The organism is Desulfitobacterium chlororespirans DSM 11544 (assembly GCF_900143285.1).
Lineage (GTDB): Bacteria > Bacillota > Desulfitobacteriia > Desulfitobacteriales > Desulfitobacteriaceae > Desulfitobacterium > Desulfitobacterium chlororespirans.
In genome coordinates, this window is the sequence record NZ_FRDN01000013.1 from 66,827 (window position 1) to 81,874 (window position 15,048).

A 15,048-nucleotide genomic window follows, 5' to 3' on the forward strand; every position below is an offset into this window, starting at 1 on the left:
ATAGAATTATCCTTCAAAAACCCAAATACTATGTTATAATAGTAACAAGCTCACCTGCCAAATAGAAGTTACAGATTGCTTAAAGTGTCTCAAGTTTCCCGTAGAAATCATAATAAGGAGCAACAAGTGATGCAAGAGTACCATGAAATACAGTGGCGCATTTTTCACACTCTTGGTTGCCTTCTCGAAAAAACCAATCTTGATTCTATTAGTACTAAACAGCTCTGTGAAGAGAGCCATGTATCCCGCCAGACTTTTTACCGCTATTTTCATGATAAATACTCCGTGGTTAACTGGCATTTTGATCTTTTAGCCGAAGATACTCTCCTGCAAATCGGCCGTACCCTGACCTGGCTGCAAGCCCATGTAAAATTATTCGCCGAGCTGTATAAAGAAAGATCCGTATATGTTCATGCCGCCCATTCCGAGGACTACAATGCAATCGGCAAATATGCTTATCGCCGCTCAAAGGACATCTACACCGGAACGCTGACTAACTACATAAAGCTTTCACCCACGAAAGCCTTGCTTTTTCAAATTGATGCGGCAGCATTGCTTACCTCGCAATGTATGTTTATCTGGGGGGAGAAAGGTATGAGAGAGCCCCCCGAGGAGTTGGCGGCCTTAATGGATACTGTCCTTCCGCCGGAGCTGAAGGGAATTTTCGATCATAACCTGCCTTCACATAGTCCCTTAACAAAAAGAGCAATGTGCCATGGAGCCCATTGATAGTCGGTATTCTTTGCATTGCTCCTTGCCGGTGCTTAAGTAAAAATCACTTTCCTGTAGAGTGCAAAATTCCAAAGTGTTGCCGCGGCCATCATCATAAATTTAGCCCAAAAGTCGCTCACTCCCCAACTTACTAAAAGGGCGATCATCCAAGTGGTAAAAACCATATTGAAGAGGATCAGGGAAATATATAGGACAAAACTGCGGCTTACCCTGGTACTGCTGCGAAAGGACCAATTCCGGTTCATTAAGAAATTGACTCCGGTGGCAATTCCCATGGCGAGAATATTTGCCGATACCACATCGAAACCGGCCCCCCGCCGTAAGCCAAGGAATAGGAGCAGTTCCAAAAGGGCTGTGGAACCGCCGACAATGACGTATTTGAAAAATATGATAGTCCCCTCCCCCAGCCTCAGTCCGGAAATTCCAGTTCACTGGATTTTTCTGCGGATCGTTTTGAGTGCACTTTTTTTCTGTTCGGAGATGATATAGCGGGGTCTTCCCTTGACTTCGTCATAGATTTTCGAGATATAGATGCCGATAATGCCAAGACTGATCATGATACAACTGCCGATTCCCAGGATCAGAATGATCACTGTGGTAAATCCCGTAAAAGCCTGACCGCTGAACTTCATGTACAGAGTCTGCCCCACTAAGACCACATCGAAAAAAAGCAGCCCGATCCCCAGTCCGGTGATGACTTGCAAGGGCATGGCACTGAAGGAAGTAATGGAATCAACAGCCAGTTTAAACAAACCGGGCAAGGACCATTTGGAGCGCCCTTCCCGGCGCTCCTGAACCGGAAAAGGAATCTGGATTCGTTTATATCCCAGCCAAGCGGACATGCCGCGGAAAAAGGTATCCTTTTCTTGAAGGGTTTTCCAAGTCTCCACTACTTTCTGGTCCAAGAGTTTAAAATCCGAGGCATTGGTTAGATTAATTCCAGTAGCTTTATTAAACAGTCTGTAATAGGTCAAGGCGGCTATTTTTCCCCACATCGTTTCCCTGCCCCGGCTGGCTTTGATTCCTTCAACCACTTCATACCCCTCATCCCGCCAGAGGCGGACCATTTCCGGGATGTATTCGGGAGGGTGCTGAAGATCCGCATCGAGGATCACGCAGGCATCCCCTGTGGCGGTCTCCAGTCCGGCACATAAAGCAGCTTCTTTGCCGAAGTTCCTGCTGAATTTGAGAAGGAGTACATTATTAAAATCCTCGGCTAATCGCTGCAGCTCTGACCACGAATCATCGGTTGATCCATCGTCAATGATAATAAGCTGATGCTTGATCCTGGCACCTAATAATATGGAACGGATTCTTTGGACATTGATATAGATCTGCTTTTCCTCGTTGTATACAGGAAGGATGATGGAAATCAATGAACTGCCCCCAAAATTATCGTATTGAGCAGGCCGAAAATTGCCCTAGTTAAATTATTGACCCATTGCTTGCTCTTTTAAACAATCTCTTTAATTGGAGTGATACTTTGCTTAAGAACCTAGGTGCTTGTTGGCGGGCCAGAGCCAAGTTATTAATAAGAGAGTGGCTGATTCTCCTTGTTTTCCTGTTCGCTATGCTCTGGATTCATCGTTACATTTTCCTTTATGCTGATGATTTATACTACAGCCGGGACGCTCAATACGGACTGAATTACCTTTCGGAAGCTTTGCTTGATGAACTGAACTCCAATGGACGGATCTGGATCGGCGGAGCAATGGTCCTGGCCCTTAAACCGCAAATAGAACTTTTCCGCATTCTCAATCCTCTTATCTTGATGCTGACAGTCTATATCCTGGCCAAAATAGCTGTTTTGCCCGTATCCTCCCACCAGGGGAAAACGGGCACTCCTGCTTTGGGGCTTGCCCTGCTCTGTGCTTCCTTATTCTTTCTCCTGTTGCCCCTGAAGATTGCCCATACGACGATTTATTATGCCGCCTGTGCTTTTAATTATCTCTATCCCATGGCCCTTGTTCTGGTATATGCTTATCTGCTCTTTACCCGGATAAGTTCGGGGAGTAGAAGTGAAAAACTGTTGCTGCTGATGCTGGCCTTTTTGGTCGGCTCCTCCACGCAGCAGGCGGGAATGATCGGCATCGGCTTTACTGTGATGATCTCTGTTTATCTTTCTTTGCTCTGCAGAAAGCTATCCTTCAGAACCTTTCTTCCCCTCTACGGAGCCATGTCATTGGGATATACACTGATCATCTATGGCTCTTTCAAGCGTTTGTTCTGGGAGAAGACGGCCGGTAATGACGTTGTGCTTATGGACGTTATAACCGAGCTGATCAAGACGAATATCTTCTCTTTACCTGCAGCTCCTTTTGTACTGCTGATCAGCCTTAGCTGTATCTTTTGGCTTTTTCACTTTTCCCGTCCTGACTCCCCGGCCGATGACTATCCTGCCCTGGCGGCAACCCTTTCCTCCTCGGAATGGTCAAGGGCCGCTGCACCTGAATTCGAGGACGGCAGACCCCTGGGCCGCAAACAACGCCTGTTTAATCGGGCCTTTGCCGTTCTTCTCGGCGCGGCTCTCATGGGGTATATATACTTTCTTCTCTACAAAAATATCCCCTTTGCGCTTACTCATGAGAATCTTCGTTCCTTTTCCGGGCTAAGCGTCATCGCTTTTGTTTTCCTCTACCTTTCTGCCTTGGTCTATCTGTCGGTGATCCTGCTGATAAAAAAGAATGCCCCTTTCCTGTTTTTCAACACCATCAATGCCCTGGGAGCCCAGCTTATGCTGATCGTTGTGGATGCGCGTTTTGCGGCAGCCTATAAGGTCATGTTTCCTTCCCTGCTCCTCTTAAGTGTCTTTATCTTCTATTCAGTCCTTGCTTTTCGCCGGAATATCCTCTATTTAGCTTTGGCTTGCTTTTTGGTTGCCTTAAGTCTTCAGCAAAAAACCCTCATCTTTGTCGGCGTTGTGTGCCTTGGACTACCCCTCATTCATTACCTCTACCCGATTGAGCGTGAAAGGGAGTCCCAGCGCCGGCTAAAACTTATGCAAGCCGGTCTGGGGGTATTTTTCTGCTTTATCGCTCTCCTGGTTTTTGGCGCTACCCTCCAGGGCTACTATCAAGCGTCCATCCCGCAGAATTATAATCTGGAGGCCATCAGGCAATACCACGAGACCGAAAAAAAAGGAGGACTCCTTCTGAAAAAGGTGCCTCCAAGTTATTATGGTTATAGTCTGGGGAATTGGAACGATCTGCCCTACTATATGAAAGAATGCTATGGAATCAAAGAAGATACGCCCATAGATTATATCGACTGAGAAAGACCTGCAAGCTGCTTCTTCAGGATTTTCAGGTCGAGTGATGCGGATGCAAGATAGCTACACAACTCATACAAGCTCTTTTCATCTCTGCTGAAGCTGTCCTCCTATGACAAATCCCTTAGCTTCTCAAACAAGCTCTTCATTTCCGAGCTGAGCGAGGTCGGGTTGATGATTCGGACTTTGATATAGAGGTCTCCCCGGGTCCCATTCCGATCGATATATCCTTTGCCGGCGACGCGAATCTTGCTGTCCGTCTGTATCCCTGGGGGTATTCTGACTTTGATGGTGGAATCCAGGGTTTTCACGGTTGCTTCCGAGCCTAAAGCAGCATCCCAGGGGAGCACATCCACTGTGGTGGTAAGATTAATTCCTTCCAGAACATAGTTTCTATGGGGATGAACGTGAATGGTGAGGTATAAGTCTCCGTTCTCTCCGCCATTTACCCCTTGTTCCCCTTGTCCTCTGAGCCGAATCTTTTCTCCTTCTTTAATCCCCTTGGGAATTTTTACAGAGAGGCTTTTCTGACCGTTCCTGCCTCTTAGGGAGATCTGTTTTTCCGCGCCCTGAAAACCTTCTTCCAAGGCGATGGACAGTTCCGACTCAATATTCTCCCCGGGATAGGCAAATTGGGAGCGTGCTCCCCGGGTGCGGGGACCTTTTTGGCCAAAGAGGCTATCCAAATCCGGACCGCCCCCTCCAAAGAAAAGGTTGAAGAAATCGCTGTAATCACCTGCTCCGGCGGTCTTGAATTCAAATTGGCCATTCCCAAACCCAAATTGGGAGGGGTCGAAATTATAGCCGTTATGGTAGTTGAATTCATTGCCAAAATTATCGTATTTCTCTCGTTTTTCAGGATCCCCCAGAACTTCGTAGGCTTCGTTGATCTCCTTATACTTTTCTTCAGCTTCCTTGTTGCCCGGATTAATGTCCGGGTGATATTTTTTGGTCAGGCCTCGATAGGCCTTTTTGATTTCCTCAGGAGCCGCCTTTTTATCTACACCGAGAATTTGATAATAATCCTTATATTGCAAGGGACATCCCCTCCCTTCATCTCCTAGTTTTATAGTTTTTTTCTTTGGGTATTCATCAGCGGGGGTCAATCCATAATATGGTGAAGAGAGGAACTGTGCGTCCCCCCTTACCATATCTATTTCTGACCTTCTTTGACATTAGTATAACTTTTTCGCCGCAAGACTTCAAGATTGGTTTTTGACTAAATTTGACCTTTAGCTATGACAATGATTACCTTTTACCTTCCAGGTCGCGCAAGCTGCTGTTTTTGGGCATTTTAACCATTTTAAAAATCCGGCCTCAGCCGGCCGGACTTGGGGAGCCATCTCCTGTATATCTGGACATGATGGTGAGATCCAAACGGGCCTCCCAGTCATTTTGGGCCCAAAAGGCAATCCCTTTTCCATTGTCTCGAAAGACAAAGATGTGACATTTATCGATACCTTCAGCCTTGAGGTTTTGCAGGCTTATGTTAACCAACCGCTTGCCAATCCCCTGCAAGCGCTGGTCACTTCTGACCGCCAGGTGATGGAGATAGCCACGGCGGCTGTCATGTCCGCATAACACAGCCCCCAGGATTTCCCCATCCTTTTCTGCAACTGAGCTCAGGTACGGGTTTCTTGCCAGGAAACGCCTGATGTTCTCCCGGGAGTCCGCCTCACTAAGCCCAATTCCCTCGGTGTTTTGCCAAAGTTCGATGACTGCATCATAATCTTCTATGAGCAAAGCTCTGATGTCCGCCGGTTTGGATTCTCCAGACCTCATATTATCCCCGCCTGCTTCCATGCCTTATTAATCACGATTTCCCCGGTTTCCGGTTGAAACTCTTCACTGATTTTCCTGAACCCATGCTTTCTATAAAAACCTCTGGCAGCGGAATTTTTGCTGTAAACCCCCACGGTAAGGTGTCCTTTTTCTTCCTGAGCCTGTTGGATGAGCTGGGTACCCGCTCCCATTCCCTGCTGGGAAGGCTCAACAAATAATCCCCCTATATATTGGTCAACCAAGGAGATAAAACCAATCACCTTGCCCTCTTCTTCTGTGACCCAAGTCTCGGCCAGGGAAAGATACTTATCTCTTATATTCGTTCTTTCTGCTTCCCATACTTCCTTAGAGATGAAATCATGGGCTATGATACTGGCTTTATACCAGACCTCAACTACGGAGTCCCTGTCCTTTGGTTCAAATTTTCTAATGTTCATTATATATTCATTCCTGTCATGGCCTTAAATTTTAATAAAGAAGTAAATGATCATGAGAATTTCCACCCCAAGCTTGATGATTGTTCCTCCCAAAAGCCCTATCAGAGTGCCAAAGCCTACGCGGATTGCCTGGCTGAGCTCTGTTTTGCGCAGCAATTCCGCCCCTACCGCGCCCAAAAAAGGGCCGACAAGGATGCCCAGGGGACCAAAAAAGAGTCCCACGATCATTCCCACGGCTGCTCCCCAGCCCGCTTGTCTGCTTCCCCCAAAATGGCGTGTTCCTGCGGCGGTAGCCAGATAATCCACCAGAAAAATAAAGGCAAACACCAGGCCCTGAATAAGGTAGAAGTTAAAATCCAGGGTGGCGAATTCCGTCATCAGCCCATAAATCAACATACCGCCGTAGATAAGGACGGCTCCCGGCAAAATGGGAAGAACAGTCCCCAATAAACCTACGATAAACAGCAGAACAGCAATGATCAATGCTACTGTGGTCAACCTAATCCCCCCATTAAAACTACTCGCATGGAACGAGACTTCTTCGTGATAAAATCATCTGAATCTAAATCCCCAATTAGCTTTAGTCCCCGAATTTGATCCCCATACTGCGGGCGGAATTTAAGACAGGGTCATCAAGCTCCACCTGCTTCAGCTTGTGAACAGCTTCGGCCATAGGCACTCTGACGATGTCTTGCCCCTGCAGGGCGACCATCATGCCAAAATCACCAGCCAAAGCGGATTCAACGGCAGCCACCCCATAGCGTGTAGACAGCACCCGATCCACAGCGATGGGAGAACCTCCCCGCTGCAGATGTCCCAGCACAGTCACCCTGGTCTCCATATCGGTGACCTTCTCTAAATCCGCCGCCAGCTTTGCGCCGATTCCTCCCAATTTAATAGGATCCGTTCTCCCTGACATAGTGCGTTCCACAACCATGTCTCCGCCCAGGGGTTTAGCCCCTTCAGCCACCACAATGATGCTGAAGTGCTTGCCTAAACGGGCCCGTCTCTGGACAGCTTCAGCGATACTCCTCAGCTGATAAGGAATTTCCGGAATTAAGATGACATCCGCTCCCCCCGCCACTCCGGCATAGAGGGCTATCCAACCGGCGTATCGTCCCATGACCTCTAAGATCATAATGCGATGGTGGGATTCAGCCGTTGTGTGGAGCCGGTCCAAAGCATCCTGTGCAGTAGCCACAGCGGTCTGAAAGCCAAAGGTCAAATCCGTGCACATTAGGTCATTGTCAATGGTTTTGGGGACACCTACCACCTTAAGCCCTTGCTTGGCAAATTCCAAAGCGATGCTTAAGCTCCCATCTCCCCCGATCGCAATCAGGGCATCAATTCCTTCCGCTTTAAACCTGTCCATCACTTCAGCGGAACGATCCTGAACCTGCCGTTCTTCTCCGACCCAGGTGGGATAGGCAAAGGGATTATCCCGGTTGGTGGTGCCCAGAATGGTTCCTCCCCGGGGTAAGATCCCGGAGACATCCTTAGGCTCTAAGGGACGGAAATCCCCTTCCACAGCTCCCCGGAAACCATCTTGAATCCCCACCACCGCTATGCCGCGATGACAAGCTGTTTTTACAGCGGCACGAATCACCGCATTCAACCCCGGGCAGTCTCCGCCCCCGGTCAAGATCGCCAGCTTCTTGACTTCAGATTGGCCATCCCACTGCTCTCCTTCGTTAGGTTTCATCTTATATCCCCCACTCTCTTTATCATTAAGCTTGAACTTTGCTTCCAATACAATACTTCTGATATAAATAAGACTCATAAGTGTAGCTTTACGCACAAAAGGAAACGGATTTAGCGGAGGGGCGGTCAGGCCAACGAGGCTTTCTTAACGTAGCGTAGCCATGGTTCACATGCAGAAAACACCAGGGTTTGGTGACGAAAGTGTCCGGTGGACAGTTTCGCTCAAGGCGGCACTCTCCAAAAGATACTTATCCGCCGCAGATGCTGTTAAGAAAGCGAGTTGACCAGCCCTGGAGCTCACGCCCGAAGGTACGTTGTGCGTAAAACTACACGACCCGAGCAAACCTAATTCAGGAGATTTAGCCTTCCAGCCCTTCAAATTGCATTCTATAGTAATGGGCATATATGCCCTCTATTTCCAGGAGCTCCTGGTGATTTCCTTTTTCTTTAATTCCCTCATCCGTGATCACGATAATTTCATCGGCATTGCGAATGGTGCTCAAGCGGTGGGCGATCACAATCGTAGTCCGGTTCTGGGCCAGCTCCTCCAGAGATTTTTGAATATAGCGTTCACTCTCATTGTCCAAGGCTGAAGTAGCCTCATCCAGGATCAATATGGGAGGGTTCTTCAAGAAAACCCGGGCAATGGACAGGCGCTGTTTCTGACCGCCGGAAAGTCTTACTCCCCGCTCACCCACATAGGTGTCATAACCCTCTTCAAGAGAGGTGATAAACTCATGGATATTGGCCTTTTTCGCTGCCTCAATGATTTCTTCATCGGTGGCTCCCGCTTTGCCATAGGCGATATTTTGCTTAATGCTGCCATCAAACAGGTAGACATCCTGCTGGACTACCCCAATGGCATTGCGCAGAGAGATCAGAGTTACCTTGCGGATATCCTGACCATCGATGGTGATGGTTCCGGAAGTCACTTCGTAAAATCTTGGCAATAAAGAGCACAGAGTGGTTTTGCCGCCGCCGGAGGGACCTACCAAAGCGATGGTTTCCCCGGCTTTGATCTTCAGGCTGACCTGATTGAGAACATGGGATTCCTCCTCATCATAGCCGAAAGAGACACTCTGATACTCAATATCTCCTTTAACCTGGGTTAAAGGTTTTGCCCCAGGTTCGTCTTTAATATCCGGATGGGTCTCCAGAACCTCGACAAAACGCTTAAAGCCTGCATAACCCTTTTGGAATTGTTCCGTAAAGTTGATCAACACATCAATCGGATTAATGAAGATATTGATGTAAAGAATATACACCGCCAGATCAGAAGGTCTTAAAGTCCCATTGGCAATATGGATGCCCCCTGTGACGACCACTACGATGTAGAGCAGCCCTTCAAAGAAAGAGTTCCAGGCGTGGAACCCGCCCATGACCTTATAGGCTCCTGTTTTTGATTCCAGGAAAGCCTCATTGCTGTGGGCAAATTTCTTCTTCTCGATCCCTTCATTGGCAAAGGATTGGACCACACGGATTCCTGCCAGACTATCTTGAACACTGGAATTCACCTTGGCGATTTTGACACGGTTATCACTGAAGATAGGCTGCATCACTTTATTCTTATAGAGGCTGAAAACAATAATCACCAGGGTTACGATCGAGAGAGCCAGAGTCATTTGAACATTCAGGGTCATTAAAATCACAAAGGAGCCGACAATCTTTAAAATCGATATAAAGAGATTCTCCGGTCCGTGGTGTGCTAACTCGGAGATATCGAATAAATCCGCAACCAGCCGGGACATCAGCTCTCCCGTATTGCGTTTGTCATAATAGGAAAAAGATAATTTCTGCAGATGGGTGAACAGATCCCGCCGCATATCCGTTTCCATTTTGGCGCCCATGATATGTCCGTAGGAAACGATAAAATACTGACAAAAATACTTGATGATGTACATAACCAGCAGAGCTATCCCGACCACTAGGATTGTGTTCAGAATAGCTTCCCGCTCCTGGATAAATACCTTGTTGATCAAATAGCTCAGAATCATGGGAAAGGATAAATCAATAGCGGATACGATGATCGCGCACAGCATATCCGTGTAAAAAAGCAGACGGTAAGGTTTGTAGTAACTGATAAAACGCTTTAAAATATTCACTTCGAACTCCACTCTTTCTGGTCATAATAATCATATCTTGGCAAAAATCCTGGTACAGCTCGCCTGGCCTGGCGATAAACCTCAAAAACCTTTGGCATAATTATCCTAGCACAAAAACCGCCAATTACCAATGATACATAGTATCATTCCAAAATTTTATATATAGTGCAATCTTTCCAGAAATTCCTTCACTAAGCGGTTGTATTCCTCAGGCTGGCACAGATTAGTCGGATCAAGGGCATGAGGAACGATTGCCAGGGAGGACTGAGGAATCTCCTTCATAGCACTCTTCATCCAGCCTACCCCTACTTTATTTTCCGCTCCGACAATTCCTAAGGCAGGGCAGTTCACTTGCTTAAGATAGGGAGTAAAATTAATTCGATTCATCGCTAAAAGCTGAAGCAGAAATTCTGTCCGGCGCATACCCCGGGCAAAGTTCACCACATGGTCCCGGGCACAAGGCCATTGTTTGTATTGATGCCTCATCATCGCAATCAGCAAAGGCTTGGGGAGGTAAATACCCCATAGCCCTAAGTACTGTGCGAACATAAGCAGGGCTTCCCTGAAACTGCTTATTCGGGTATCCCCCAGAGCGTCCCCAATGATCAACCCGGAAACCTTCTCTGGATAACGCAGCACAAAGTTAAAGCAGAAAACACCGCCATAGGAGGTACCCGCCAAAACGGTTTGCTCAATGCCTAATCCCTCCATTAAGGCTGCCAGATCCTGACACTGGCTGTCCAGGATGTTGTGGATAGGGCCGGTGAGTCGGCTGGAGCGGGCATTGCCCCGCAGCTCCGGGCAGATGACCCGGTGAGTCCGGCTGAAAAACTCAATTTGCGGGTCATGGAAGCTCAGGTCAGCCCCCAGTCCATGAATAAAGACAAGGGGCTTACCTGTTCCACGATCCAAGTAATGTAGCTTTCCATCGGCGAGAGTTGCACTTGGCATTGGCTTACCTCATTCAAGGATAGGATTTTTACTAAGGGTAGGCTTTTACTTTAGAGAGATTTCAGGCTGTCTTATCTTCCTGCCGATCCAAATTCCGCAATCCAGGTATGAGGACCGGCAGCACAGCGATTCCCGTGATCAGTATTCCCGAGATAAGAAACCAGCGATTCACTCCTATTGTATCCGCAAACAAAGCGGATAACACCAAGCCGAGCGGCATAGCCACCGAAACAACGCTGCCTAATAAAGCAAAGACACGTCCCAGATATTCCGGGCTGATCTTTTCTTGAAACAAAGCCGTTTGTACTGCGCTGTAAAAAGGGGCGGAAAAGCCCATGAGAGTCGAGCACAAAACAAAGACCACATAGCCCTTCGCCGGCAATAATCCTGATACCATGAGACTGGCTCCCATGAGCAAAATAGACGCGGCAAGGCTCATCACCCGGTTCTTGAAGCCCCCCCATACTCCCAGGACCAGTCCCCCCGCCAGCATCCCTGCCGCAAAGACGATCTCCACGAGGGAAGCGTGGAAGGTGGTTCCGCCAAAATATTTCATACTCATCAGGGGAAATAAGGCATTGATGGGCATGAAGAAGAGCATATACAAGGCCCCCACCCATAAAAGGGCAAACAAGCCCTTATTTGAGCGAAGCGCTGAATACCCCTCTTTCATCTCCAGCATTAGATTTCCCTGAGCTGCGCTCTCCCCGGCCTCTAACCTGGGAATAAACACAAACGCTGTAAGGATGCTGGCCAAAACAGCTCCCCCCACATCCACCAGGATGATGGAGTTAAGATCCCAGACAGCATAGAGCAGAGCAGCCAGGGCGGGTCCCAGTATATAGCTGGCGGACTGAATGGATTGAGTATATCCCGCACATTTTGTCAATTGATCCTCCGGGACCAAAAGCGGTGTCACCGCATTCAGAGCCGGAGAATGGAAGGCGGTACCTACACTGCGCAGGAACAAAACAACCATAATCAGCCACACGGGCAGTTCCATGGCCAGGGAGGCCAGGGCCAGCACCAGGCCTACGGCGGCAATCAGAAGGTCGGCGCCGATCATGACATATTTACGATGATAGCGATCGACCAACACCCCGATGAAAGGCCCTAAAATCGCCTGAGGCAGAAATCCCACCAAAGTCGCTATGGACAGAACCATAGCTGAGCCGGTCTCTTCGGTAAGGTGCCAAATGATGGCCATTTGCAGGACGGCGCTGGTGATCAGGGATACGGCCTGACCTGCCCATAGAGTATAGAAGCTGCGCTGCCAGTGTTCAGTTTTTATAAGCATAGTCTTTCTCCTTTTAATTCATAGCTTTTAATTCATAACTTAACCTCAATCTTTCTTCCTGTGATAAACAAAAAACAGACCTCCGTCCAAAATCGGACTTCAGTCTGCAGGCTTCACCGCGCTATAAAGACACCATCAGAAAATCGGCAAACTCCTGGGAGTTTCCCTTTCCTTTACCATGTCTTCATTCGCCGATAAGCACAACAAAAAGAGCCCCATTCTGGAATGGGATCATGTCTTTTGCCGCTTACTTACCGAATACGAACGGAATACAACATGGTTCAGGTATCCTCCTTTTAATCAACAGTACCTTTTGTTGCAAAGTACGTTTTATTATAACATCAAGGATGTGTTTGCTCAATAGAAACTTTGAGCAAACAATTCCCTCATGACACAAGGCCTCCGGGAAAAAAGCGATGCTCTCGTCAGCCAACCTCATCTTCGCAGCTCTTTGGAGGATAAATTATGTAAGTATTCTTCAACAACCAGTTCTGTATTTTCAGAAATAGATTTTGTGCCATCAATATGTATGACAGGACACACAAGAGTTTTTGCCCATTGCTCAGTTCTTGATAGAGGCCGTGATGCCACAAAGTCAATAAACTTTAAGTGCTGCTCGTACATATCACCGCCTTCACAGATACGTTCTCCATGCTGTTCATAAGCTCTTTGCTTTATGCGTTCAACACGAGTTTCAAGTGGTGCTGATATAAATACAGCAAAGTTATACCTCGATGAAATTTCCTCACCAAAATCACCAACGACGGCAGAAACAACAAATGAACCACTTTTCTCGATATCGGCAAGCATTAAATTTAAACGGTCCTCACGTGTGCGCTCTACTGTGTATGGAATTTCTGATTTTATAAAGTGATAATCTTCAATATCCATATACTTAAAATTCAAAATACGCGCCAGCTCTCGTCCCAGAGTGGATTTTCCGCTGCCGTTTGCTCCAAAAACAATTATGCCTCTCGACATCCTTACACCTTCCAATTTACATAAATAGTCTAAAGGACAAAACCTACCGAAAATTTCCGGTTTATCTACATGATAAATAAACTTTGACTCCATAATATCGTTAAAGAAAAGACATAGCAATTCCTTGGTGAAAAGCTATGTCTTTTTTGTAAAGATGGTGGAAAAAAGATTTCTTATCTTTCACCAGAGCGAGCGCCAAGTTATCAAAATAAATCAGATTCTTCGCAGGTATTCCAATGATATGACTACTGCTTTGGACCAAAAGAACATCCGCATTTATGATTGCCCTAAAAAACAATCATAAACCTTATATTAGTTTAATTCATACATATCCTTTGCTTTTGGAAACTTTTTTAGCATAATGTCATTTGCGGCTTCAACTTTTTTAAGGTACTCGGCATAAGCGGGACTGAGTATTTTCATGTTAGCTATTAAAACTTCCTGATAGCCACTTTCTTTTTGAAAATTCAACATATACCTTTGAAATTTGCCTGCTTCGGAATTTTGATACTCATCAGAACTTTTAAATTCAATATACTGTTCAATTTCTTCCCGATTGCGTTCTAAGTAACCGTCTGTATCAGCAAGCATTTCATGCATTTTTCCGTTTGTTTCTTCCTCAATCTTTGCCGCATCTATCTTTTCACTGGCATTGAAAAGCACCTCCAGAAATTCAGAAAGTTCCGCAGGCAAATACAGATCCACACGATCAAGATACTGTACAATAGCATCATAGGCATATTTTTTTTCATCCGTGTCAATTGTTCCATTCAAGAATCTGCCAAGATGCATAGATACATAAAGGCCATAGTTTCCGGGGAAAGCAAAAACCAATTTTTCTTTTATGGTGTATAAGTACTCATCAAGCGTTTGCAGATAGTCAAATTCACGATTTATATCGTAATTAGCAATCAGGCTATCCATACACTTTTGTATATCATTCAAACGCTGCATACGTAATTCCGTGATATATTTGCACTTGGCTAAAGCCGCGGGTTTATTTGAGCTGGTTAGTATCTCTGCAATATCGGCAATGCTGACGCCACATTTTCTAAGCACGGAGATCTCTTTCAGTACAGCTATATCAGCATCGCTGTAATCCCTGTATCCGTTTTCGAGTATCTGCGGATGTATCAGGTTTTTAGATTCGTAATATTCTATTGCTTTTTTGGTTAGCTTGCACTTCTCACAAACTTCTTTAATCTGCATAATCTTTCCTCCTAACACAATTCTAATTGCTCTCAAAATTATCTTAAGCCAGCCCCCAAGGGGGTAGTCAAGTGTTTTCTGATATTTGTTTGTGAGTGCAATAAAACGATACTTTCTGTTTTATGATTTGGTTTTATTCTCCACCGCTAATCCGCGGGCAATATAACAATTATCAATATCCTCATAATTTGGTGCCTGACATGGGTCTGATCGTTCGCAATTCGGTATTGGAGATTTTCTTATCGATGTAAACCGTATCGGCAATCCTATGGAAGAATAAAAATTCTTTGTGTTCTGTACTTGAAAATGGAGATGCGGCTCACTTGTGTTGCCTGAATTACCGCAGCGGGCGATTGTATCACCACGCCGCACCTGCTGTCCGACCTGAACAGCGGCGCTACTCCTGAATGTTTTTCCTTGTAGGTTTGAGTCCTATCAGAGTGAAGCTATACCCCAATAAATCTACGAAAAAAGAACTTCCACTTTTCATCGTGGAAGCCCTCGAAAGGCTTGGATTTACTGGCTTTGTAAACAATAAATCTTTTTTGCCTTTTGTTTTTGATGGAGCTAGCGGGACTCGACCCTGCG

The 15,048-nt window shown here is 46.4% G+C and carries 15 protein-coding genes; 2 read left to right on the forward strand and 13 right to left on the reverse strand.

Annotation, left to right across the window (positions count from 1 at the left end; all coding sequences use genetic code 11):
- The first annotated feature begins 129 nt into the window (after positions 1-129).
- On the forward strand, positions 130-729 hold the full coding sequence (locus BUA14_RS19705) for a TetR/AcrR family transcriptional regulator C-terminal domain-containing protein (RefSeq protein WP_072774156.1): 600 nt from the start codon (positions 130-132) through the stop codon (positions 727-729).
- Between the two features lie 35 nt (positions 730-764).
- Here the strand turns inward: BUA14_RS19705 and BUA14_RS19710 are convergent, their stop codons facing one another.
- Complete coding sequence (locus BUA14_RS19710) at positions 765-1,079, reverse strand: GtrA family protein (protein WP_242954697.1); 315 nt, start codon at positions 1,077-1,079, stop codon at positions 765-767.
- Positions 1,080-1,160: 81 nt separating this feature from the next.
- The gene (locus BUA14_RS19715) at positions 1,161-2,108 is read right to left on the reverse strand and encodes a glycosyltransferase family 2 protein (protein WP_072774158.1); all 948 of its coding nucleotides are present in this window, start codon (positions 2,106-2,108) and stop codon (positions 1,161-1,163) included.
- Between the two features lie 107 nt (positions 2,109-2,215).
- On the opposite strand from BUA14_RS19715, the gene BUA14_RS19720 reads away from it, so the two are divergent.
- Positions 2,216-4,003, forward strand: coding sequence for a hypothetical protein (locus BUA14_RS19720; RefSeq protein ID WP_072774159.1), 1,788 nt, complete (start codon positions 2,216-2,218; stop codon positions 4,001-4,003).
- A 107-nt stretch (positions 4,004-4,110) separates the two neighbouring features.
- On the opposite strand, the gene BUA14_RS19725 is transcribed toward BUA14_RS19720, so the two are convergent.
- The 11 genes from BUA14_RS19725 to BUA14_RS29000 form a co-directional block, all read right to left on the reverse strand.
- The gene (locus BUA14_RS19725; protein WP_072774160.1) at positions 4,111-5,037 is read right to left on the reverse strand and encodes a DnaJ C-terminal domain-containing protein; all 927 of its coding nucleotides are present in this window, start codon (positions 5,035-5,037) and stop codon (positions 4,111-4,113) included.
- Between the two features lie 280 nt (positions 5,038-5,317).
- Positions 5,318-5,782 (reverse strand): GNAT family N-acetyltransferase, encoded by a 465-nt coding sequence (locus tag BUA14_RS28565; RefSeq protein WP_072774161.1) that lies wholly within the window; start codon positions 5,780-5,782, stop codon positions 5,318-5,320.
- Positions 5,779-6,219, reverse strand: coding sequence for a GNAT family N-acetyltransferase (locus BUA14_RS28570; protein WP_072774162.1), 441 nt, complete (start codon positions 6,217-6,219; stop codon positions 5,779-5,781). The genes BUA14_RS28565 and BUA14_RS28570 overlap by 4 nt, the downstream gene beginning before the upstream one ends.
- Before the next feature lie 24 nt (positions 6,220-6,243).
- The gene (locus tag BUA14_RS19740; RefSeq protein WP_072774163.1) at positions 6,244-6,717 is read right to left on the reverse strand and encodes a DUF456 domain-containing protein; all 474 of its coding nucleotides are present in this window, start codon (positions 6,715-6,717) and stop codon (positions 6,244-6,246) included.
- A gap of 82 nt (positions 6,718-6,799) precedes the next feature.
- Positions 6,800-7,921, reverse strand: coding sequence for a 6-phosphofructokinase (locus tag BUA14_RS19745; protein WP_072774164.1), 1,122 nt, complete (start codon positions 7,919-7,921; stop codon positions 6,800-6,802).
- Between the two features lie 358 nt (positions 7,922-8,279).
- Positions 8,280-10,022 (reverse strand): ABC transporter ATP-binding protein, encoded by a 1,743-nt coding sequence (locus BUA14_RS19750; protein ID WP_072774165.1) that lies wholly within the window; start codon positions 10,020-10,022, stop codon positions 8,280-8,282.
- Positions 10,023-10,178: 156 nt separating this feature from the next.
- A complete protein-coding gene (locus BUA14_RS19755) occupies positions 10,179-10,973 on the reverse strand; it encodes an alpha/beta fold hydrolase (RefSeq protein ID WP_072774166.1) in 795 nt (264 codons plus the stop codon).
- Between the two features lie 61 nt (positions 10,974-11,034).
- A complete protein-coding gene (locus tag BUA14_RS19760; protein ID WP_072774167.1) occupies positions 11,035-12,270 on the reverse strand; it encodes an MFS transporter in 1,236 nt (411 codons plus the stop codon).
- A 435-nt stretch (positions 12,271-12,705) separates the two neighbouring features.
- Positions 12,706-13,251, reverse strand: coding sequence for an AAA family ATPase (locus BUA14_RS19770; protein ID WP_072774168.1), 546 nt, complete (start codon positions 13,249-13,251; stop codon positions 12,706-12,708).
- A 312-nt stretch (positions 13,252-13,563) separates the two neighbouring features.
- Positions 13,564-14,460, reverse strand: coding sequence for a MerR family transcriptional regulator (locus BUA14_RS19780; protein WP_072774170.1), 897 nt, complete (start codon positions 14,458-14,460; stop codon positions 13,564-13,566).
- Positions 14,461-14,580: 120 nt separating this feature from the next.
- Positions 14,581-14,832, reverse strand: a complete 252-nt coding sequence (locus BUA14_RS29000) for a M23 family metallopeptidase (protein WP_072774171.1) — start codon at positions 14,830-14,832, stop codon at positions 14,581-14,583.
- Between the last annotated feature and the right edge of the window lie 216 nt (positions 14,833-15,048).